The following is a 20,426-nucleotide window of genomic DNA, read 5'->3' as shown; positions in this document are numbered from 1 at the left end:
CTTGACGCCAGACGAGTAGGAGAGATGTCATGGTCCTCGGCTTGAGCTTGCCCGCCCTCACGTTGGTCCATGTCGTCATCAGCCTGATCGCCATCGCCGCCGGCCTCGTCGTGATGTTCGGCCTCCTCGGGTCGAAGTCGATGCCGGGCCTCACCGCGATCTTCCTGTTGTTCACGATCCTGACCAGCGCCACCGGCTTCCTGTTTCCGTTCGAGAAGCTGCTGCCCTCGCACATCATCGGCATCATCTCGCTGGTGCTGCTCGCCATCGCCTGCTTCGCGCTGTACGGCATGAAGCTCGCGGGCGCGTGGCGCCCGGTCTATGTCGTGACCGCGATGATCTCGCTCTACTTCAACGTTTTCGTGCTGGTGATCCAGTCGTTCCTCAAGGTGCCGGCGCTTGCCGCGCTCGCGCCGGCCGTAGCGCCGGCGCCGCCGTCGGGCCCCGTGTTCGCGGCGGTGCAGGGCATCGTGCTGGTGTTCTTCGTCGTGCTCACCATCGGCGCCTGGCGCCGCTTCAAGCCGATGGCGTTTGCCTGATCACAGGATTCTCAACATTCCCTGTTGATGCCCGGCATCGCATTCGCGGTCTCGCGCGACTATCTGCGCATCACCGGCGCGTGCTTGCGCACGTGCAGCGTCACTGATCCTCACCGAAAGAGAGCAATCCATGCCCACCATCACCACCAAAGACGGCGTCGAGATCTTCTACAAGGATTGGGGAAGTGGCCAGCCGATCGTGTTCAGCCATGGTTGGCCGTTGTCGGCGGACGACTGGGACGCGCAGATGATTTTCTTTGTCAATAACGGCTATCGCGTCATCGCCCATGACCGCCGCGGCCATGGCCGCTCGTCGCAGGTTTCCGACGGTCACGACATGGATCACTATGCCGACGATCTCGCGGCCGTCACCGCGCATCTCGACCTCAAGAACGCCATCCATGTCGGCCATTCCACCGGCGGCGGCGAAGTCGTGCACTACATCGCGCGCCATGGCGAGAGCCGGGTGGCGAAGGCGGCGATCCTGTCCGCGGTGCCGCCTCTAATGGTGCAGACCGCGGCCAATCCCGGTGGCCTGCCCAAGAGCGTGTTCGACGATCTCCAGAAGCAGCTCGCGGCCAGCCGCACGCAATTCTATCGCGACCTCCCCGCCGGCCCGTTCTACGGCTACAACCGTCCCGGCGCAAAACCCTCGGAAGCGGTGATCCAGAACTGGTGGCGCCAGGGCATGATGGGCGGCGCCAAGGCCCACTACGACGGCATCGTCGCGTTCTCGCAGACCGACTTCACCGAGGACCTGAAGAAGATCAACGTGCCCGTGCTGGTGATGCACGGCGACGATGACCAGATCGTGCCCTATGCCGATTCTGCGCCGCTGTCGGCCAAGCTGCTCAAGAAGGGCACGCTGAAAACCTACAAGGGTTTCCCGCACGGCATGCCGACCACGCACGCCGAAACCATCAACGCGGACCTGCTGGCGTTTTTCAGGGAGTGAGCAGGATGACTCCTACCCCCTCTCCTTGCGGAGACGGGTGAGGGGTCTCTCTTCGCAAGTCCGAAAACGTAGGGTGGGCAAAGGCGCAATTGCGCCGTGCCCACCACCTGCCATCGATTACGAAGAAAACGTGGGCACGCTTCCGCCTTCGCTCTACGAGCTACGGCGGACAAGTCGCTTTGCCCACGCTACGATACTGGAGGGTGAACGCATCACTCACTTCAGGATCGCCCTGATCGCATCGAAGGTGCGCTTGACGAAAGCCTCCGGCTTCTCCCGCGCGCCTTCGCCGATCCAGCTCTCGCCGCCGACGCGCATCGCGCCGGTGGCGATCATGGCGACGAGCCGGGCCTGCAGCCGGTCGGATTTGGTTCGCCCGCGCTGGGCAAGGCCCTCGGCCAGCGCGCGCTCGAGCTTCTCGTATTTGAGCTGATCGCGCGCCTGCAGCGCGGGATTGTCGCGCTTGAGCCGCGACATCGCCGCCGCTTCCGCCGGATCGAGCCGCTTGACCGCCGCCGCGATCGCATTCTCCGCCGCCGTCAGCATGGATTCGTCCGCGGGCCGCGCGACGACCTCGGCGACCAGAGCGCTGGCGGCATTCTCCTGCCAGGCCGCCACCACGTCCTCCTTGGACGCGAAATAGTGGAAGAAGCTCCGGCGCGACACGTCCGCCGCTGCCGCGATATCGTCGATGGTCGTGGCCTCGAAACCGCGCTCCAGGAACAGCGCCATCGCCGCGCGGGTCAACCGCTCGCGGGTCTGTTGCCGCTTGCGCTGGCGCAGGCCGGGCGCGGCCGGGGATTTTCCGCCCCCGGACAATGACTTGACGCGTTTCCGGACCACCTTCGAAGCCTTCAAATCGGTTCACCTCTTGCAAAATTGCACTAAGTGCACATTTAGACCGGTCGCGGGCCTCGTTCCAGCCCCGAACGGAGACATGGCATGACCGACTGGACCACGGCAGACATCCCCTCTCTCGCCGGCAAGACGGCCGTCGTGACGGGGGCGACGGGTGGCCTCGGTTACGAGACGGCGATAGCGCTGGCAGGCGCCGGTGCCATTGTCATACTCACCGGACGCAACGACGCAAAGGGCCTGCGGGCGATCGAAGGCATCTGCGAGCGGTTTCCCAATGCGTTGATCGCCTTTGAGCCTCTCGATCTCGCCAGCCTCGCCTCCGTCGCCGATTTCGCCAGGCGCTTTGCCGCCGGCAACGAGCAGCTCGACCTCCTCGTCAACAATGCCGGCGTGATGGCGCTGCCGAAGCGGCAGCAGACCGAGGATGGTTTCGAGATGCAGCTCGGCACCAATTATCTCGGTCACTACGCGTTGACGGCGCAACTGTTGCCGCAGCTTCGCCGCGCGAAGGCGCCTCGTGTCGTCAATCTCTCGAGCCTTGCGCACCGCTCCGGCACGATCAATTTCGACGATCTGCAGAGCAAGCATTCCTATCGTCCGTGGCGCGCCTATTGCCAGTCCAAGCTGGCGATGCTGATATTTTCCCTCGAATTGCAACGTCGCAGCGACGCGGCCGGCTGGGGCGTGAGCAGCATTGCCGCGCATCCCGGCTTTGCGCGCACCGACCTGATTGCGAACGGGCCGGGCGCCAACACGTTCCAGTGGCGGATCGGCCGGCTGCTCCAGCCGCTGTTCAGCCAGTCCGCCGCCGAGGGTGCGCTGCCGACGCTGCTCGCCGCGACTTCGCCCGCGGCAGAGCCTGGCAGCTATTACGGCCCGAACGGATTCTACGAAATGAAGGGGGCGCCAGCGCCAGCGCGGATGATGCCATACGCGAAGGATTTCGCCACCGCTGCCATGCTGTGGGATGTCTCGGCGACGTTGACCGGTGTATCCTTCGACGAGATCGCGGCCGCGGCATGAGCCGCGAGCCCGCCAGGGACATCCCGATGCAAGTCATCATCTTCGGTGCGACCGGCATGGTCGGGCAGGGCGTTCTGCGCGAATGCCTGGTCGACACCGGCATCGCCCGCGTGCTCGTGGTCGGCCGCAGCCCAACCGGCGTGCGCAACGCCAAGCTCACCGAGATCATCCACGACAATTTTCTGGACTATTCGACGATCGAGCCCCAGCTCACCGGCTTTGATGCCTGCTTTTTCTGCCTCGGCGTGTCCTCGATCGGCATGAGCGAAGATCGCTACCGCCATCTCACCTATGACCTCACGCTTGCGGCTGCGACGACGCTGGCGCGCCTCAATCCGCAGATGGTCTTCACCTACGTCACCGGCGCCGGCACCGATTCCACCGAGCAGGGTTCGCGGATGTGGGCACGGATCAAGGGCAAGACCGAGAACGATCTCTTGAAGCTGCCGTTCCGGGCCGCCTACATGTTCCGGCCCGGCGCGATCCAGCCGCTGCACGGCGCCCGTTCCAAGACCGCCTGGGTGCAGGCGGTCTATACCGCAACCTGGCCGCTCTGGTCGGTGCTGCGCCGGCTCTCGCCGCGGCTCGTCACCTCGACCGAGCAGATCGGCCGCGCCATGATCCGCGTCGCCCGGGAGGGGTATCCGCGGAAGGTTCTCGAGATGGAGGATATCAATAGCCTCTAGCCTGCCTGCCCGTTAGTTTGAGCGGAAATTTCGGGGCCTGTGCGCGTTAAACCCTGTCCATTTCGAAGGAGAAGCGTCGGCGATGTCGCCCCAGCTCAAACTGATCGCCCTCGACGCCGACGATCTCGCCGTGATCTCGACCCATGTCCAGGACGCCCGTGTCCAGGCCTCTGACATCATCTGGCGGCAGAGCGAGAAGCGGCTTGTGGTCGGGATGAGCCGGCTGGACTGGGAGCAGACGCTGGAGGGCGAGGCCGAGCCGCGCCGGCTGGTCGCCGCGCTCCGCTTCGACCGCGTGCTCGCCTGCAAGTCGCGCAACATCGAGCTCGCGGCTCCCGACAAGGTCCTGGACCTCGTCGGCATCGAATTTCATCCCCGGGACGGGCGTGACGAGGAGCCCGGCGGCAGCGCCCTGCTCTTGTTCGCCGAGGGCGGCGCCATCCGGCTCGACGTCGAATGCCTGGAATGTGAGCTGACCGACCTCGGCGCCGATACGCTGGGAACGGGGTTGGAGATCGAAGGGGAGGGATGAGGTGACCTGTATACCAGCCGCACCGGCTCACGCCTGCGCCAGAACGGCGGCTTGCGAGGGTTGACGCCGCTTCCCCGCCGCGCCATTGAGCAGGGGACCTGGTGCGCCAATCCGCCCCAAAGACCAGCCAGAAGCCAAGCCAGATATGCCCGTTCGCCTCGACCGCAGCAGCGCCGATTTTGACCAGCGATTCGCGGCCTTCCTCGCCGCCAAACGCGAGGTCTCGGCCGACGTCGAAGCCGCCGCGCGCGCCATCGTCGACGACGTGGCAAAGCGGGGCGATGCCGCGCTGCTCGAGGCCACCGCAAAGTTCGACCGCTTGACGCTGGATGCGGCCTCCTTGCGCGTCTCGGCCGCCGAAGTCGAGGCCGCGAACAAGGCCTGTGAGCCTGCGACGCTGGATGCGCTCAAGCTCGCGCGTGACCGCATCGAAATCTATCACCGCCGGCAGTTGCCGAAGGACGAGCGCTTCACCGACCCGCTCGGCGTCGAGCTCGGCTGGCGCTATACCGCGATCGAATCGGCCGGCCTCTACGTGCCCGGCGGCACCGCGGCCTATCCGTCCTCGGTGCTGATGAACGCGGTGCCTGCAAAAGTCGCCGGCGTCTCGCGCCTGGTGATGGTGGTGCCGTCGCCGGACGGCAAGCTCAATCCGCTGGTGCTGGCGGCGGCCTCGCTCGGCGGCGTCACCGAGATCTACCGCGTCGGCGGCGCGCAGGCCGTGGCGGCGCTGGCGCACGGCACCGCGACGATCGCGCCGGTCGCAAAGATCGTCGGCCCCGGCAATGCCTATGTCGCCGCCGCCAAGCGGCTGGTGTTCGGCAAGGTCGGCATCGACATGATCGCCGGCCCCTCCGAGGTGCTGGTGATCGCCGACGACACCGGCAATGCCGACTGGATCGCCGCCGATCTCCTGGCGCAGGCCGAGCACGATGCCAGCGCGCAGTCGATCCTGATCACCGATTCGGCGCGCCTTGCCGCCGACGTCGAAAGGGCGGTCGAGGCGCAGTTGAAGACGCTACCGCGCGCCGCGATTGCCGGCGCGTCCTGGGCCGATTTCGGCGCCATCATCATGGTGAAGAACTTAAGCGACAGTATTCCGCTCGCGGATGCGATTGCCGCCGAGCATCTCGAGATCATGACGGCTGATCCCGATGCGCTCGCTGCGAAGATCCGCAATGCCGGCGCGGTGTTCCTCGGGCCCCACACGCCGGAGGCGATCGGCGACTATGTCGGCGGCTCCAATCATGTGCTGCCGACGGCGCGCTCGGCGCGATTCTCCTCAGGGCTGTCGGTGCACGACTTCACGAAGCGCACCTCGATCCTGAAGTGCGGCCCGGATCAGCTGCGCGCGCTCGGACCTGCCGCGATGACGCTCGGACAAGCGGAGGGGCTGGACGCCCATTCGCGTTCGATTGGATTGCGTCTCAATCTGTCATGACAGTGCTGCCCGAACAGGACGACTCGACCAATCGCATCGTCGGCGTCACGCTCGACGAAGAATCGATCGGCCGTTCCGGGCCTGATATCGAGCATGAGCGCGCGATCGCGATCTACGACCTGATCGAGCAGAACCTGTTCGCGCCCGATGGCGCCGACGGGAAGGGCCCGTTCACGCTGCATATCGGCATCACCGGCAACCGGCTGATGTTCGACATCCGCCGCGACGACGGCACGCCTGTCGTCGCGCATCTGTTGTCGCTGACGCCGTTCCGGCGGATCGTGAAGGACTATTTCATGATCTGCGACAGCTACTACCAGGCGATCCGCACCGCGACCCCCGACAAGATCGAGGCCATCGACATGGGTCGGCGCGGCATCCATGACGAGGGATCGCGTACGCTGCAGGAGCGGCTGAAGGGCAAGGTGCGGGTCGACTTCGAGACCTCGCGCCGGCTGTTCACGCTCATTACTGTCCTGCACTGGAAGGGCTAAGCGCGATGGCGGGTCCGCCACGCGCACGCGATCCGCAATCGGTGCTGTTCGCCTGCGCGATGAACAGCGTGCGCTCGCCGATGGCCGAGAGCCTGTTGCAGCACATGTTTCCGCAGGGCCTCTACGTGAAATCGGCCGGCGCGAGGCGCGGCGAGCTCGATCCGTTCGCGGTGTCCGTGATGGCCGAGCTCGGCCAGGACATCTCCGCCCACAAGCCGCAGACCTTCGAGGAGCTGGAGGATTGGGAGGGGCTGAATTTCGATCTCATCATCACGCTCTCGCCCGAGGCGCACCACAAGGCGCTGGAGCTGACGCGGACGCTGGCGGCCGACGTCGAATATTGGCCGACGCAGGATCCCACCACCATCGAGGGCAGCCGCGACCAGAAGCTGGCAGCCTATCGCGACGTCTGCGACCAGCTGTTGATGCGCATCCGCCGGCGTTTTGCCAAGGTGGGCGCGGCGAGCGGGTAGCATTCGGCACCCGTAACACCGCCGGCACACACCGTGGGCACATGCTGTCGGAAGCCTCGAATCACCAAAGCTCGGGTTCCCGGGTTGTGAAATCAGCCCCCTTCCGATAGGTTCCGCGCGCAATTCACCCCCTGCTCATCCCCCAAATCACCTGATGCTTGGCCGCCCCAAATTCGTACTTGCCTCCGGTTCGCCGCGGCGCCTGTCGCTGCTCAACCAGGCCGGCATCGAGCCGGACGCGCTCCGGCCGGCCGACGTCGACGAGACGCCGAAGCGGGGCGAGCTGCCGCGCGCCTGTGCCAATCGCCTCGCAAGGGCCAAGGCGGACGCAGCGCTCAAATCGGTGCAGCTGGATGACGAGCTGCGCGGCGCCTTCATCCTCTCCGCCGACACGGTGGTGGCGGTTGGCCGCCGCATCCTGCCCAAGGCGAATCTCGTGGACGAGGCGGCGCAGTGCCTGCGGCTGCTGTCGGGCCGCAACCACCGCGTCTACACCGCGATCACCCTGGTGACGCCGCGCGAGGCGTTCCGCCAGCGGTTGGTCGAGACCCGCGTCCGCTTCAAGCGCCTCTCGGAAGACGACATCCAGGCCTATATCGGCTCCGGCGAATGGCGCGGCAAAGCCGGCGGCTACGCCGTGCAGGGCATCGCCGGCTCCTTCGTGGTGAAGATGGTGGGGTCCTACAGCAACGTCGTCGGCCTGCCGCTCTACGAGACCACCACGCTGCTCGGCGGCGAGGGCTTTCCGATCCGCTTCGGCTGGCTCAACGCCACCGCGGTGTGAGCCGACCAGCCGCGGCCCAACAAAATCGCGAAAACAACCCCATGCACAGTAGAATGGCCTGACGGGGCGCATGCGCCGCCGGTACGAGGAACCCGTGTGCCGACAGGCTCTTGAACCCCTTCACCCCGTGCAAGCCGCCGACATCATGGACGACCACGTCAAAAAGCCCGCCAGCCCGCTCAAAACCTGCCCGATCTGCGGCAAGCCGCAGTCCGAGGCCACCCGTCCGTTCTGCTCCTCGCGATGCCGCGACGTCGACCTGAACCGCTGGCTGAAAGGCTCCTACGTCATCCCCGGCCGCGACGACGACGTGGATGACGTGGAATAAGTAAATAATTTCATGGGCTTATGCGGCCGGTCGACGCGCCGCGCGCCAGCGGCGGCAGCTTGTGCACAGCCGGGCCGCGCCCGGCGAAGCCTCTTGGCGAAGCCGGGTGGACAGGCCGCTTCCGGCCCACTATAAACCGCCCGCTCGATGGGCTTTGGCCCCTCTCTTGGAGCACGCCCAGGTAGCTCAGTTGGTAGAGCATGCGACTGAAAATCGCAGTGTCGGTGGTTCGATTCCGCCCCTGGGCACCAATTGTTCTTATTCAGAGCGAGAAGCGCGAATCGCGACGCTAGGTCCGAATACCTGGCTTGAGCGCCTATAGCCTCTTGAACGTCAGTCCGCCGTTCCTGCCATCCGCTGGACGTCGACGTCCTCTGAAAAGCCCTTCAGAATCGGGCGCCCCGCCGATCCTTCCTCCCAAGCGGCAATTACGGGGAAGGTTGCGAATCTCATAAGGCCATCGTGTTCGGTCTCATCGAAAGGTTCCGAAGCTACCTGGAGATTGACCTCATTTTTGCAACCGATTTGTCTGGCCTGCGGAACGAGATAGCTCGAAAAGATCCGAGGAAATTTTTCGAGACAAGCCCGAATGCGCGTGGGCGGGACGCAACGAGATGTCGAAGAAACTATTGCAGCGGAGCGTCTGTCGATGTTCTGCCACCGCTATTGCACTCGCCATTTCGATTGGCATCTCGGTCGGATCAGCATTTTCGCAGGAGAAGATGCGAGACCCGTTTGCCAATGCCCCAACGGGGCGCCTCTCGATTTCCGTGGAGCTCAAGGGGGCAGGCCGCCGCGACTTGCCGAACAAGGTTGAATGGTCGCGCCTCAAGGTCGGCCGCAAGCTCGAGGTGGAACTCGCCATGCTGGTCCCAGGGGCGAGCACGGTACCCGCGGTCAAGGTCGGCGGCATAACGAGGGATGACGTACAAATACCCGTCGGTATGCAAGCGATCGGGAAAGTTATCGCAGCGTGCGGGGAGGATGAGTCTTGTCGCGCGCGGGCAATGACGGTGATCGGCCAACGGTTGAAAGGAAATCCCGGCGCGCTTGGCGAGCTGAAGCAGGACGATACACGCTACGAGAACTGGATACCCGACCGTCGCGGCGTCTGCGCCACTGGCACAATCACGGTGGAAGACGAGGGCGACGGCGTCAACATTGCGCCTCCCGCACCTGCTGCACCCTATCGCTTCAGGCGCAGCGGCAAGCTTACCCTGCCCGTCGAGACCGCCGTGGTGATCGAAAGACTCTGCCGCGCCGATGTCACTGTCGACCGCCAGAGCGGCCTATTGAGTCTGAGAGTGGGGGCAGGTGCGATACCTGTGCCTGTCCGCCTCGAAGGCCAGGCCTTTACCAACGAGACTTCGGTACCGTTCCGCGAAGGTGGTGGCGACTTGGAGATACTGGATCAGAAGATCGATCCGCAGGCCCGCTCATGGCAAGGTGCTGGGCGCATCGAAAAGGCAGGCAGCGTCTCTCATAATTCCGGATCGGTGGTCGCGCCTGTTGCAGCGGCAATCACGTGGCGATTTGTACGAAACTGAGCTGATGCTCCAAAGCGCGATGAGATTGGGATGAATCGTCATCGCGCTTTAGGTTATTGTTTTGAGCATGATCTTTTCGGAAAACCGCTTCACACTTTTTCGGATCATGCTGTAGCCGGTCCGTCTCACGGTTTGCGCGACCGGTTTCGGACATCAGACGGCGTGGTGGCATAGCGTCGGCGGAACATGCGATTGAAGGCCGAAAGGTCCGTGAATCCGGCATCGTAGGCAATGTCGCTGATGCGGTTCGCGCGATAGCGCCAATCGACCAGCATGCGATACGCGCGTGCAAGCTTCTGGCCGTTGACGAATTCGGTGAAACTGGCTCCTTCGCTTTCGAACAGCCTGTGGATGTGACGCGGCGTGACGTGGTGGCGTGCTGCTACCGCAGTGACCGAAAAGTCGAGCTGTCCGATGTTCTCCATGACGTCGGCCTTGATCGCCCGCAATCGCGCCGCTCGCATGCCGCGATGCCCGGCGACCTCCGCGGCATCACGGCGAGCCCCGATCACGAGTGCTGCAAGATCGACGATGTGCGTTGTGACGACGCGCTGGACCGCGAGGTCGGTGATGGTGGCGTGGTCCCGAAACAGGCTCAGATAATTGATCAGCAATCGGAGGGCATCCGTATCATGCGGAATGGGGCGGCCGACGGCTGCGTCCAAATCGGGCACCAGCGGCGCGATCAGGTCACGGGCAATGCGAATGACGGTGAATGAGCCTCCTTCCGGCAGTGCCCACACGCCTGGGTCGACCGTCGTGCTGACAACAGTTTCGCCGGGACCGATCTTGGTCTCGCGGCCGCACTGCTGGATCACTCCGAAGCCACTCAACAGAATAGGCAGGCCAATACTGTCCGTGCTCTGTGCGATTAGTTGCGGCGTCGAGCGATAATTGGCAGCCGAGCAGGGGCCGGAAGCGACACCGAGGCCAGGTAACAGCCTCAGCGTGAGGTCGGCGCAAAAAGGTTCGCCGTCCAGTGGCTCAATCTCGACTTGGTGGATCAAGCGCCCATAGACCTCGCGCCAGATCGCGAACCGGTCGCGCTCAGGTATGTCAGCGGTGGAGAGGCGCAACGGGCCAATGTCATCGGGTGTGGTCATGAAAGCCATGATTGTCGTTTGCGAGGCCAATATCGCAGAGCCGAGAGGAGGCCGAAACCATTATTGTCGCTCTCGGCAAAGGGGGCGGTCCCTCCCAGCCAAGAAATGGCGTCCCGTTGGCCGGTAATAAGACGATATGATCGAGGGCTCTGCGGATCGGCCTGAACCGAATCTTACAACCGACGGCGGCGTCGTGAAGTCTCCGAAGCGTGTTGGTCAGGACGAGGATACGGCTCTGGTGCAGGACCCCGACACCGCGTTAACGCGGGAGCAGCGGGCAGCACTCGCCCTCGATGTTGCCTGGTTAGCCTGGCGCACCGAGCTCGCCGGCGCATGATCCGGGAAGGCGTGCTGAAACACCCTTGGCGCAGCGTTTTCGAAGCCGACATGATCTTCAGCATGGTCGCTGTTCGTTGGCTCGAGAACCATCCCATCACGCTGAAAGAACTGGCGACCCATTTCCAGCTGTTCGCCACCGAGGCGACCGTAAGCCGCCATATCGACGACATGGAGGCAGCGGGGACGTTGCGGCGTATTCCCGACGCAAAGGATCGGCGGCGGTTGCTGCTGGTGCCTACGGAGCGCCTCGCCGAGATCGGCCGCACCTTTCTGCAGGCACGGGTCGACATCGCGCGCCAGCATGGATTCGTCTTCTGCCCGACCGAGGCGATCGACCACGACGAAGCAACGTGCGACTAGACCGCTTGCCGTCTGATCGTGGCGCCGGTCATCGCCATTGCGTCTTTGCGTCCAGAACGTGAGTCGACCAAAAAATTGCAATTGATCCAGGCTGCTGGTCGCGTCCTGTCTTCGGTATAGGACAACACCAGACCTCATTGAGAGGTCCCAGATCCACCGCAAGGTTCGCTGTGAACCCGAGCGCGCTTTCGCGCGACCGGATGAGCATGCCTGTGCCTGCGATTTGCAAATTGCGAGGACAGCCGTGCTCAGACCAAAGACCTTCGTGCGATTTCTCTTGGCCACGAGCTCACTCGTTACCGCCGCGCTGAGCTCCAGCCCCGCAGCGCGCGCCCAGACGATCGATTATGCGAGCGGCGAGGTCCGCGGTATTCCGATCGACCTGGATGGGGGCGACGTCACACTCAACGTCGCCCCCGGGAACCCCGCATTTCAATCCGGCGACGTGATTGGCGCTAACGGCATCAACAAGACCGGGTCTGGGACCCTAGTGCTGTCCGGCGTAAGCGACTACGTTGGTGACACTCGGCTAGCCGGTGGGTTCCTCCTGTTCGGCGCGCAAGGTGCGCTGGGCCGCGGCAAGCTTATTCTCTCCGGAGGAGACGTCGGCTTCAAGGCCGGGGGCAGCCTGACCATCAGCGGCATGAGCCAGGATGATAGGATAATCAGCCGGTTCATGGTCAGTAACGGCGAGACCTTGCGCCTGAAGATCGCCAATGGCGGCTCCTTCGGAGCGGGGAAAGGGTCTATACTGTACCTCGGCGTCAATGGCTTCGGCGGTACGATCGAAATCGACTCGGCGGCGTTCGTCGGCGAAAAGTCCACGACTAACGTTCGGGCAGGCACGGTGCGTTTGGCGCGCTCCAGCGAATTCGGTCTCTCCAGCAGCCGCGGCGGGTTGGAGGTCGATCCGGGCGCCACCTACGACCTTAACGGCAACAGTGCCGGCGCCAGCGCCCTCTCTCTGTTCGGCGGGGGCGTCATCACCAATACCGCGGGCGACACGACCTCCTATGTGACCGTCGGAAGCGAGGGTAATTTCGCGGGCCGCATCGTAGACGATGCCGGACAGGTCGGCCTTATCAAGCAGGGCCTCGGTACGCTCATCCTCGGCGGTGTCAACACCTATACCGGCACAACGACAGTAAGTGCCGGCACATTGTCGGTGAACGGCTCGATCGCATCGTCGTTGCTGACGACGGTCAATGCCGGCGGCACACTCGGCGGCACCGGCACCGTGGGAAACACGGTTATCAACGGCGGCGGCGCGCTGGCGCCAGGCAACTCGATCGGAACGCTGAAGGTTGCGGGCAGTCTTACCTTCGCCGCTGCATCAAGCTACATGGTCGAGGTGTCGCCTGCTTCGGCGGACCGGACCAACGTCACGGGAACGGCGACGCTGGGCAGCGCCACGGTGAATGCGTCGTTCGCCTCGGGGACCTATGTCGCCAAGCGGTATACGATCCTTAACGCAGCGGGTGGTGTTAGCGGTACGTTCGGCGCGCTCGCCAACACCAATCTGCCGTCTGGCTTTCGATCCAGCCTGAGTTACGATACCAGCAACGTCTATCTCGATCTGGCGCTGAACTTCAGTTCGCCGTCATCCGGCCTCAACGTCAACCAGCGCAACGTCGCCAATGCGCTGACCACGTTCTTCAACACGAGCGGCGGCATTCCGATGATGTTCGGTGCGCTGGATCCGGCCGGCTTGACGCGGGTCTCCGGCGAGGTGGCGACCGGTGCGCAACAGAGCACATTCAATGCAATGAACCAGTTCATGGGCGTGTTGAGTGACCCGTTCATCGAGGGTCGCCGTCCCGCCATCGCGTCGCACGCCGGCGCAAATTCGTTTGCGGAGGAGCCAGCCCCGAATCCGACACGCCCGAGGTCGAATGCAGACGCTTATGCAGCGGCGGTCAAGGCGGGGGCGGGCAACCCATATTTGTCGGCTCAGCCCGTCAACCGCTGGAGTGTCTGGGCCGCAGGCTACGGCGGATCGCAGACCACGAACGGCAGCGTGAGTACCGGATCGAATACCGCGACCAATCGCATTTACGGCACCGCAGTCGGCGCGGATTACCGACTCTCCCCCGAGACGCTCGTCGGCTTCGCGCTCGCTGGCGGCGGAACTTCATTCAGCATTGCCAATGGCCTCGGTCGGGGGTCATCGGATCTGTTTCAGGCCGGTGCGTTCGTGCGACACAATGCCGGCAATGCCTATCTCTCCGGCGCGCTTGCCTATGGCTGGCAGGACGTCTCGACTGATCGAGCCATCGGCACCGATCAACTGCGCGCGAAGTTCAACGCTAACGCGCTCTCGGGCCGTCTCGAGGGCGGCTGGCATTTTGTGGCTCCCTGGATGGGGCTGACCCCCTATGCTGCGGCACAAGTGACACGGTTCGATCTGCCGACCTATGCCGAACGAGCGTCAACCGGGGCCGGCACATTTGCGCTGGGCTATGCTGCGAAGGATGTGACTGCAACCCGCACCGAACTGGGCCTTCGCGCCGACAAATCCTTCGCGATGCAGGATGCAATCCTGACCCTGCGCGGTCGCGCCGCCTGGGCACATGACTTCAATACCGAGCGCGGCGTCGCCGCGACATTCCAGACCCTGCCGGGTGCATCGTTCGTGGTCAATGGCGCCGCGCCGGCGCATGACAGCACGCTCACCACGGCGTCCGCCGAACTCAAATGGCTGAATGGCTTTTCGCTGGGTGGCACCTTCGAAGGTGAGTTCTCCACCGTTACCCACTCCTATGCCGGCAAGGGCGTGGTGCGGTACGCATGGTGAGCGGCGAGGGCAACTTGCGGACATCGGCGGATAGCCAAAGGCCTGACTGTTGGCATTATATAGCAATTTCAACGGCATAGGAGTTCGTAATTTTATTCTGAGTGGCGCACCAAATCTACGCTTTTCCACGCTGGAGCACGATCTTGTACGATTGCGCCTCGCCAGATGATCGGCGCGAAGCGCGCTCGCGTATTTCTCTTCCTAGGGCTCGCTAAGTCTATGTACGTCAAATCCAGCGTTCAGGACCACGCTTCCGCACGCCCTTCCACGCCGGCCTCCGCGATCGACACTATCTGTTGACCGTCGACCAGCTCGAAACGGCATCGTACCGGCGCCTTCAAAGCAGCGACGCGTGGAAGAGGCATTTGGAAAACCGCGGCTCGCGGCGGTGTCTGGAATCAAGGCATCTAAGTCGTTCGGCAGGCTTGGCCGACCGCCTAGGCTCCCGCCACAAAGGCCGCGCGATCGCGCGCGGCTTCCGCAGGAGCCCAATAATGAAGCAACTCAAAGATATTGCCATCGAAGCTCATGGAGGCCTCGATCGGTGGCGGCAGTTCGAGCAGGTGTCGGCGGATCTCGTGCAGGGCGGCGTCCTGTGGTCCTTGAAGGGACAGGCTGTCACCCTCGAGCGGACCAAGGTCACCGCGGGTCTGAAGAGGGAGTGGGCGTCACACGCTCCGTTCGGCGCTGACAATCGGCGCTCGCGCTTTGAGCCAAGCCGGGTGGCTCTGGAAGCTGACGACGGAACGGTGCTCGAAGAGCTGCTTGAACCGCGGGCGAGCTTTGCCGGCCATGAGTTGCAAACGCCGTGGACGGAACTGCAACTCGCCTACTTCGCCGGCTGCGCCATGTAGACCTATCTGAACATGCCGTTCCTGCTCGCCTGACCGAGAGTTGAGACCGAGGAACTGGAGCCCTGGCCGACCGATAGCGGCGACTGGCGCCGCCTTGCGGTGCGATTTCCGGCAGAGATCGCGACCCTGGACGAGTGAGGGAGGGGACAGACGCGTGATCTTCAGCAGCAGGCAATCGAGGCCCATGGCGGCCTCGTTGGCGTCGACATCACAGACTATCACTTCGAGTGAGGTCGGCCGTCGGGACTCAGGCCTGGACGAGGTCTCCCAGCAAATTGGCTGCCACCGTCAGCTTGGCGAGCGTCAAGCCGCTGGCCGCGATCTCCTCGACCAAGCGGCGAACGCGCATCGCCTCAGGATGAGCCGCAAGCCAGTCGCCGGTGGCCTGCTGGCCGGATTCGCCGTTTGCCAGCATGTTGGCGACCAGTGCTCTTTCCGCGGCCGCGATCTGGCCAACGGCACGATCGATGGCGAGACGTTCGTAATTATCGTTGGCCGGCACGCTGCGCGCGGCGGCGATGATCCGATCGAGTCTGAATTCGGCCTCGGCGGCGAAGAAGGTCGTGGCGGCGTCACCGATGGCCCGGTTGGTGCGCTCCGCGACGGTGACGATATCCGGTGCGGAGAGGAGCGCATCGAGATCGGCGAGTTCTGCGGCAAGGCCCGCCGGGACACCGGCATCGATCAGATCCTGCCGCCGCCTGGTGCGCCCAGCCTGCGAATCCTGCGGCAGGGTCTTGTCGAGCCCGGCGGCGATCTCTTGGATTCCGGGGCCGAAGCGTGCGATCACGGCGTCCAGACCGGCCTTGAAATCAGCATTGCGCACATACCAGACCATGCGTGAGAGCAGGAGATCCTGGATCGCCGCGTAGAGGCCGAGTTGCAATTGCCCGTCGATGCGGGTGTCGAGTGCATCGATCCCGGCATTGAGCCGCTTGAGGCCGTAGGATTCGTCCACCGCCACGAAGGCCATGACGATGGTGGCGATATCGGCGTCGGTCTCGTCGGTCAGGCGCACGACACAGGCCGGGCCGCCCCGGTTGATCACGGCATTGGCGAGACTGGTGGCGATGATCTCCCGCCGGAGCCGATGCAATTGTACCGCTGTCGGGAATTGCTCCTGCACCTGGCGCGGAAAATATTGGGATAGTTCGCGGGCGAGATAGGGATCGTCGGGTACGCCAGTCGCAAGCAGGTCGTCGTACAGCGTCAGCTTGGCGTAAGCGAGCAACACGGCAAGCTCGGGCCGCGTCAGGAGCTGGCTGCGTCTCGTACGCTCAGTGATCGCCGCATCGTCGGGCAAGAACTCCACGGCGCGGCTGAGCAGGCCGCGCTGCTCTAGCGACTGCATCAGTCGGGTGAGGAAGCTGATCTCGGCCACCCCTTTCCGTTCGGCCAGCGAAAGCGCCAGCGTCTGAAGATAATTGTTGCGCAGCACCAGCGCGCCGACCTCCTCGGTCATCGCGGCGAGCAGGCTGTTGCGGTCGCCTGGACTGAGGCGCCCCTCGCGCTCGGGGCGCGCCAGCGCGATCTTGATATTGACCTCGACGTCGGACGTGTTCACGCCGGCCGAATTGTCGATGGCGTCGGTGTTGAGCTTCACGCCCTTCTGTGCCGCCTCGATACGGCCGCGCTGGGTGACGCCGAGATTGGCGCCTTCGCCGATCACCCGGGCGCGGACATCGGCGCCTGTGATGCGGATCGGATCGTTGGCGCGATCGCCGGCCTGATCATCGCTTTCCGAGGACGAGCGGATATACGTGCCGATGCCGCCAAACCACAGGAGGTCCACGCGGGCCTTGAGGATCGCTGTCATCACCTCGAAAGGCGTGGCCTGCGGCTTGTCGAGATCAAGCAGTGTGCGCACTTCCGGCGCAAGCGGGATCGCCTTGAGCGAGCGCGAGAACACGCCGCCGCCTTGCGAGATCAGGGACTTGTCGTAGTCCTGCCAGCTCGATCGCGACAGGCTGAACAGGCGCTTGCGTTCGGCGAGGCTGACCGCCGGATCAGGCGAGGGATCGATGAAGATGTCGCGGTGATCGAACGCCGCGACGAGCTTCGTCGCCGGCGATAGCAGCATGCCGTTGCCGAAGACATCGCCCGACATATCGCCTACGCCGGCAACCGTGAACGGCTTGGTCTGGATGTCGGCGCCAAGCTCGCGGAAGTGACGCTTGACCGCCTCCCAGGCGCCTCGCGCCGTGATCCCCATCTTCTTGTGGTCATAGCCCTGACTGCCGCCGGAGGCGAAGGCATCGGCGAGCCAATGGTGCTTCTCGGCCGAGATCGCATTAGCGATGTCGGAGAAGGTGGCGGTGCCCTTGTCGGCGGCGACGACCAGGTAGGGGTCGTCGCCGTCATGCCGCACAGTCGAGTCGGACGGCACGATGGTGTCGCCGTCGAGATTGTCGGTGAGTTCGAGCAGCGTGCGAACGAAGATACGATAGGCTTCGGTGCCTTCCGCCATGAAGTGGTCGCGACCCGAGGGTGACGGCAGGCGCTTGGGCACGAAGCCGCCCTTCGCGCCGACCGGCACGATCACGGCATTCTTCACCTGTTGTGCCTTCACGAGGCCCAGGATCTCGGTACGGAAATCCTGCGGCCGGTCGGACCAGCGCAGACCGCCGCGCGCGACCTTGCCAAAGCGCAGATGAATGCCTTCGACGCGGGGCGAGTAGACGAAAATCTCGTACAGTGGTCGCGGTGCCGGCAGGGCCTCGATCTTGCGGGCGTCGAACTTGAAGGAGATCACCGGATGCGGATGTCCATCCTGACCGACCTGCCACAAATTGGTGCGGATGGTTGCCTGCACGAGATTGGTGAAGCGGCGTAGGATGCGATCTTCATCGAGCGAGGCGACGGATTTGAGCTGCTCCTCGATCTCGGCGACGAGAGCCATCTCGCGCGCCGAGCGCTCCGCAATCGTGAGTCCAAGGCGCGGATCGAGGCGGCCCTGGAACAGGGCGACGACGTTGGCGGTAATCGCGGCGTTCCTGCGCAGGGTCTCCCACATATAGTCCTGGGTGAACGGAGCGCGGATCTGATGGAGGTAGCGCGACAGCGCGCGGATCGTCGATACTTCCCGCCAACTCAGGGCTGTGCGCAGGATCAGTGCGTTGAACCCGTCGGATTCGGCGCGATCGCGGACCACCGCCATGATCGAGGCTTCCAGACGGTGGTTGAATTCACGGCTGATTGCGATCGGCTTGCCGTCGCTGGTCTCGATTGTCATATCGTGCAGCCATACCGGCGCCTGCCTGGTGCGCGGCACGATCTGATAGGTGCGTTCGTTGACCACGTTCAAGCCGTGATTTTCAATCACCGGTACGCGATAGGATAGCGACAGCGGTGCGGCATCCGAGAAGACCTTCAGGCCGAATCGTCTGGGATCGTCGTCCCCCGCGAGGCGGTAAACCGAAATCGTCACCGGTCGGGCTGAGGTGAGCTTTTCGATGGTGGTGATGTCGGCGATCGCCTGTTCGGCGCTGAATATCTCGGTGTAGCCGCCGGAAAAGGCCTGGGCATAGCGGCTTGCGAGCATGCGCGCCCGCATGCCGTCGGCAGACGCTGCGAGCGCGACCTTCAACTTGTCGGCCCAGGTCTCGGCAATGGCGCTGATCCCGGCTTCGAGTGTCTCGCGCTCGACGACCGGGGTCTTACCTTCATATCGCCCGATGATGTAGTGGACGCGCGCCAGTGATCCTTCGGGGAAGGACACGTAGGAGGCCGACAGGGTCCCCTTGTAGACCTGCGAGAGGAAGGCGCCGACGCGCGTGCGCACGTCGGTATCGTATTTGTCGCGCGGAATGAAGCAGAGGATGGAGACGAAGCGATCGAACTTGTCCACGCGTGCCAGCGCCCGGACCCGGGGGCGCTCATAGAGGATCAGGATCTCCATGACGAAATTGTAGAGCGTGTCGACGTCGATCTGGAACAGATCGTCGCGCGGATAATCTTCGAGAATATGCGTCAGCGCCTTGCCCGAATGGCTGTTCGGGTCGAAGCCGGCGCGCTGTAGCACCTGCGCCACCTTGTGGCGGGCGTAAGGGATTTGCTTGACCGATCGGGTATAGGCGCCGGACGTGAACAGACCGACGAGGCGCAATTCTCCTTCGAGCCGGCCGTCGGGGCTATAGAGCTTGATGCCCACATAATCCATCCGGATGCGGCGATGAACGCGGCTGGACACGTTGGCCTTGATCACGATGAGAAGGCTCGGCTCCCGCATGAACTCGCGAATTTCCGACGTCATCACCACCATTTCGCGACCGCGGCGCAGGACCTTCACCTCGGGATCGCGCAGGATGCCGAGGCCCTCGCCGGTCGTGATGTCATCCGACGCATCGCCGTCGGGGGAGAAGCGATATTCGCGCACGCCCAGGAAGGTGAAATTGTCCAGGCATAGCCAATGCAGGAACTGGCTGGCTTCGGCGATCTCGTCGATCGGCAGCGGCGGCGGATTGGTGGAGAAGATCTTGATCGCCTCCTCGATGCGGGCGCGCATGGGCTTCCAGTCGGTGACGCAGGCACGCGCGTCGTTCAACGCCATGGTCAACCCATCGACCAGCTTTTGGCGGTCGGCGTCGACGTCCATGCGGGCGATGTGGAGATGGATGAGGCTTTCGCGCGTGCCCCTTGCTCCCGCCGGCAGGGTTTCGCCATGGAAGCGCATCAGCTTGCCTTGCTCGTCGCGCTCCACGGCGATGATCGGATGGGCGACCAGGGCGACCTCGATGCCCTGCTCGGCTAGCTCGGCCAAAGTGGAGTCGAACAGGAAGGGCATGTTGTCGTTGAGAATTTCGAGCACGGAGATCTCGCGGCCATCCGGCATCGTCGGATTGACGATGCGGATATCGGCGTGCCCCGCCGTGCGCCGCTGTACATGTTCCCAGGCCTGCTCGGCCAGGAAGGCCAGCGAAGCGGCGTCGTGGTTGGCGAGATCCTCGCTATTGGTGTGGCCGAACAGGAGTTCGGCAAAAGTCCGGGGCGCGTTGCCTAGCTGCACGTTGGCCGCAGCATTGCGAATCAGGGTCGACCGGGCCTTGTCGTCACGCCACGCTTCCATAACGTCCTCCATCTCTCGCATCGTCCGATCGCAACCGCGATCATCAGTTTGCTTCTGGAGTTTCATCGCTTCGAGCGCCGTTATCTTGACCGAGATCCGGCGCCGCGAAATCTGCCCTCGGCACCTGATCTTACCACTCCGGCGGCCAAGGCGCGCGGAACCGCGGCAAAAAGGCCTACGACACGGCCGGGTCGCAGATGCCACGAGAAATCATAAGTGTATTCAATGGCATACGAGTTCTCAGTTTTGTT

Annotated in this window: 18 protein-coding genes and 1 tRNA gene; 16 read left to right on the top strand and 3 right to left on the bottom strand. The window is 63.8% G+C overall.

Annotation, left to right across the window (positions count from 1 at the left end):
* The first annotated feature begins 29 nt into the window (after positions 1-29).
* The gene (locus tag GGD66_RS24855) at positions 30-539 is read left to right on the top strand and encodes a hypothetical protein (RefSeq protein ID WP_092254061.1); all 510 of its coding nucleotides are present in this window, start codon (positions 30-32) and stop codon (positions 537-539) included.
* 130 nt (positions 540-669) lie between these two features.
* A complete protein-coding gene (locus tag GGD66_RS24850; protein WP_092254063.1) occupies positions 670-1,494 on the top strand; it encodes an alpha/beta fold hydrolase in 825 nt (274 codons plus the stop codon).
* Between the two features lie 216 nt (positions 1,495-1,710).
* Here the strand turns inward: GGD66_RS24850 and GGD66_RS24845 are convergent, their stop codons facing one another.
* Entirely contained in the window at positions 1,711-2,352 is a 642-nt protein-coding gene (locus GGD66_RS24845; protein WP_183259262.1) for a TetR/AcrR family transcriptional regulator, read from the bottom strand.
* Between the two features lie 84 nt (positions 2,353-2,436).
* Here GGD66_RS24845 and GGD66_RS24840 point away from each other — a divergent pair, with 84 nt between their 5' ends.
* The 10 genes from GGD66_RS24840 (at position 2,437) to GGD66_RS24795 (ending at position 9,660) form a co-directional block, all read left to right on the top strand.
* Positions 2,437-3,375: an SDR family oxidoreductase gene (locus GGD66_RS24840; RefSeq protein WP_183259261.1), complete on the top strand. Its 939-nt coding sequence runs from the start codon at positions 2,437-2,439 to the stop codon at positions 3,373-3,375.
* Between the two features lie 26 nt (positions 3,376-3,401).
* Positions 3,402-4,061 (top strand): epimerase, encoded by a 660-nt coding sequence (locus GGD66_RS24835; RefSeq protein WP_183259260.1) that lies wholly within the window; start codon positions 3,402-3,404, stop codon positions 4,059-4,061.
* A gap of 82 nt (positions 4,062-4,143) precedes the next feature.
* Positions 4,144-4,593: a DUF2948 family protein gene (locus GGD66_RS24830; RefSeq protein ID WP_104463564.1), complete on the top strand. Its 450-nt coding sequence runs from the start codon at positions 4,144-4,146 to the stop codon at positions 4,591-4,593.
* Positions 4,594-4,738: 145 nt separating this feature from the next.
* Positions 4,739-6,034, top strand: coding sequence for a histidinol dehydrogenase (gene hisD, locus GGD66_RS24825; RefSeq protein WP_183259259.1), 1,296 nt, complete (start codon positions 4,739-4,741; stop codon positions 6,032-6,034).
* Positions 6,031-6,528, top strand: coding sequence for a UPF0262 family protein (locus GGD66_RS24820; protein WP_018321266.1), 498 nt, complete (start codon positions 6,031-6,033; stop codon positions 6,526-6,528). The genes hisD and GGD66_RS24820 overlap by 4 nt, the downstream gene beginning before the upstream one ends.
* 5 nt (positions 6,529-6,533) lie before the next feature.
* On the top strand, positions 6,534-7,001 hold the full coding sequence (locus tag GGD66_RS24815; RefSeq protein ID WP_018321267.1) for a low molecular weight phosphatase family protein: 468 nt from the start codon (positions 6,534-6,536) through the stop codon (positions 6,999-7,001).
* Between the two features lie 154 nt (positions 7,002-7,155).
* The gene (locus GGD66_RS24810) at positions 7,156-7,785 is read left to right on the top strand and encodes a Maf-like protein (RefSeq protein ID WP_018321268.1); all 630 of its coding nucleotides are present in this window, start codon (positions 7,156-7,158) and stop codon (positions 7,783-7,785) included.
* 145 nt (positions 7,786-7,930) lie between these two features.
* The gene (yacG, locus tag GGD66_RS24805; RefSeq protein ID WP_026202520.1) at positions 7,931-8,113 is read left to right on the top strand and encodes a DNA gyrase inhibitor YacG; all 183 of its coding nucleotides are present in this window, start codon (positions 7,931-7,933) and stop codon (positions 8,111-8,113) included.
* Positions 8,114-8,288: 175 nt separating this feature from the next.
* Positions 8,289-8,364 (top strand) — tRNA-Phe (locus tag GGD66_RS24800).
* A gap of 363 nt (positions 8,365-8,727) precedes the next feature.
* A complete protein-coding gene (locus GGD66_RS24795) occupies positions 8,728-9,660 on the top strand; it encodes a hypothetical protein (protein ID WP_143109033.1) in 933 nt (310 codons plus the stop codon).
* Positions 9,661-9,785: 125 nt separating this feature from the next.
* Here the strand turns inward: GGD66_RS24795 and GGD66_RS24790 are convergent, their stop codons facing one another.
* Complete coding sequence (locus GGD66_RS24790; protein ID WP_183259258.1) at positions 9,786-10,772, bottom strand: AraC family transcriptional regulator; 987 nt, start codon at positions 10,770-10,772, stop codon at positions 9,786-9,788.
* Positions 10,773-10,956: 184 nt separating this feature from the next.
* Here GGD66_RS24790 and GGD66_RS41630 point away from each other — a divergent pair, with 184 nt between their 5' ends.
* The 4 genes from GGD66_RS41630 (at position 10,957) to GGD66_RS24775 (ending at position 15,110) form a co-directional block, all read left to right on the top strand.
* On the top strand, positions 10,957-11,100 hold the full coding sequence (locus GGD66_RS41630; protein ID WP_246788969.1) for a hypothetical protein: 144 nt from the start codon (positions 10,957-10,959) through the stop codon (positions 11,098-11,100).
* Positions 11,097-11,462: a MarR family winged helix-turn-helix transcriptional regulator gene (locus tag GGD66_RS24785; protein WP_246788968.1), complete on the top strand. Its 366-nt coding sequence runs from the start codon at positions 11,097-11,099 to the stop codon at positions 11,460-11,462. The genes GGD66_RS41630 and GGD66_RS24785 overlap by 4 nt, the downstream gene beginning before the upstream one ends.
* A gap of 244 nt (positions 11,463-11,706) precedes the next feature.
* Positions 11,707-14,256, top strand: coding sequence for an autotransporter outer membrane beta-barrel domain-containing protein (locus tag GGD66_RS24780; protein ID WP_183259257.1), 2,550 nt, complete (start codon positions 11,707-11,709; stop codon positions 14,254-14,256).
* A 494-nt stretch (positions 14,257-14,750) separates the two neighbouring features.
* Positions 14,751-15,110 (top strand): hypothetical protein, encoded by a 360-nt coding sequence (locus GGD66_RS24775; RefSeq protein ID WP_246785938.1) that lies wholly within the window; start codon positions 14,751-14,753, stop codon positions 15,108-15,110.
* 247 nt (positions 15,111-15,357) lie between these two features.
* Here the strand turns inward: GGD66_RS24775 and GGD66_RS24770 are convergent, their stop codons facing one another.
* Positions 15,358-20,187: an NAD-glutamate dehydrogenase gene (locus GGD66_RS24770; RefSeq protein WP_183259256.1), complete on the bottom strand. Its 4,830-nt coding sequence runs from the start codon at positions 20,185-20,187 to the stop codon at positions 15,358-15,360.
* Positions 20,188-20,426: the final 239 nt, after the last annotated feature.

Source organism: Bradyrhizobium sp. CIR48 (genome assembly GCF_014198315.1).
Lineage (GTDB): Bacteria > Pseudomonadota > Alphaproteobacteria > Rhizobiales > Xanthobacteraceae > Bradyrhizobium.
This window is presented reverse-complemented; position numbering and strand designations above follow the sequence as displayed.

Excerpts from the sequence above, each read along its gene's own strand:
- GGD66_RS24855 (WP_092254061.1), top strand. The coding sequence starts at position 30 with ATGGTCCTCGGCTTGAGCTTGCCCGCCCTCACGTTGGTCCATGTCGTC.
- GGD66_RS24850 (WP_092254063.1), top strand. The coding sequence starts at position 670 with ATGCCCACCATCACCACCAAAGACGGCGTCGAGATCTTCTACAAGGAT.
- GGD66_RS24840 (WP_183259261.1), top strand. The coding sequence starts at position 2,437 with ATGACCGACTGGACCACGGCAGACATCCCCTCTCTCGCCGGCAAGACG.
- GGD66_RS24835 (WP_183259260.1), top strand. The coding sequence starts at position 3,402 with ATGCAAGTCATCATCTTCGGTGCGACCGGCATGGTCGGGCAGGGCGTT.
- GGD66_RS24830 (WP_104463564.1), top strand. The coding sequence starts at position 4,144 with ATGTCGCCCCAGCTCAAACTGATCGCCCTCGACGCCGACGATCTCGCC.
- hisD (WP_183259259.1), top strand. The coding sequence starts at position 4,739 with ATGCCCGTTCGCCTCGACCGCAGCAGCGCCGATTTTGACCAGCGATTC.
- GGD66_RS24820 (WP_018321266.1), top strand. The coding sequence starts at position 6,031 with ATGACAGTGCTGCCCGAACAGGACGACTCGACCAATCGCATCGTCGGC.
- GGD66_RS24815 (WP_018321267.1), top strand. The coding sequence starts at position 6,534 with ATGGCGGGTCCGCCACGCGCACGCGATCCGCAATCGGTGCTGTTCGCC.
- GGD66_RS24810 (WP_018321268.1), top strand. The coding sequence starts at position 7,156 with ATGCTTGGCCGCCCCAAATTCGTACTTGCCTCCGGTTCGCCGCGGCGC.
- yacG (WP_026202520.1), top strand. The coding sequence starts at position 7,931 with ATGGACGACCACGTCAAAAAGCCCGCCAGCCCGCTCAAAACCTGCCCG.
- GGD66_RS24795 (WP_143109033.1), top strand. The coding sequence starts at position 8,728 with ATGTCGAAGAAACTATTGCAGCGGAGCGTCTGTCGATGTTCTGCCACC.
- GGD66_RS24790 (WP_183259258.1), bottom strand. The coding sequence starts at position 10,772 with ATGGCTTTCATGACCACACCCGATGACATTGGCCCGTTGCGCCTCTCC.
- GGD66_RS24785 (WP_246788968.1), top strand. The coding sequence starts at position 11,097 with ATGATCCGGGAAGGCGTGCTGAAACACCCTTGGCGCAGCGTTTTCGAA.
- GGD66_RS24775 (WP_246785938.1), top strand. The coding sequence starts at position 14,751 with ATGAAGCAACTCAAAGATATTGCCATCGAAGCTCATGGAGGCCTCGAT.
- GGD66_RS24770 (WP_183259256.1), bottom strand. The coding sequence starts at position 20,187 with ATGGAGGACGTTATGGAAGCGTGGCGTGACGACAAGGCCCGGTCGACC.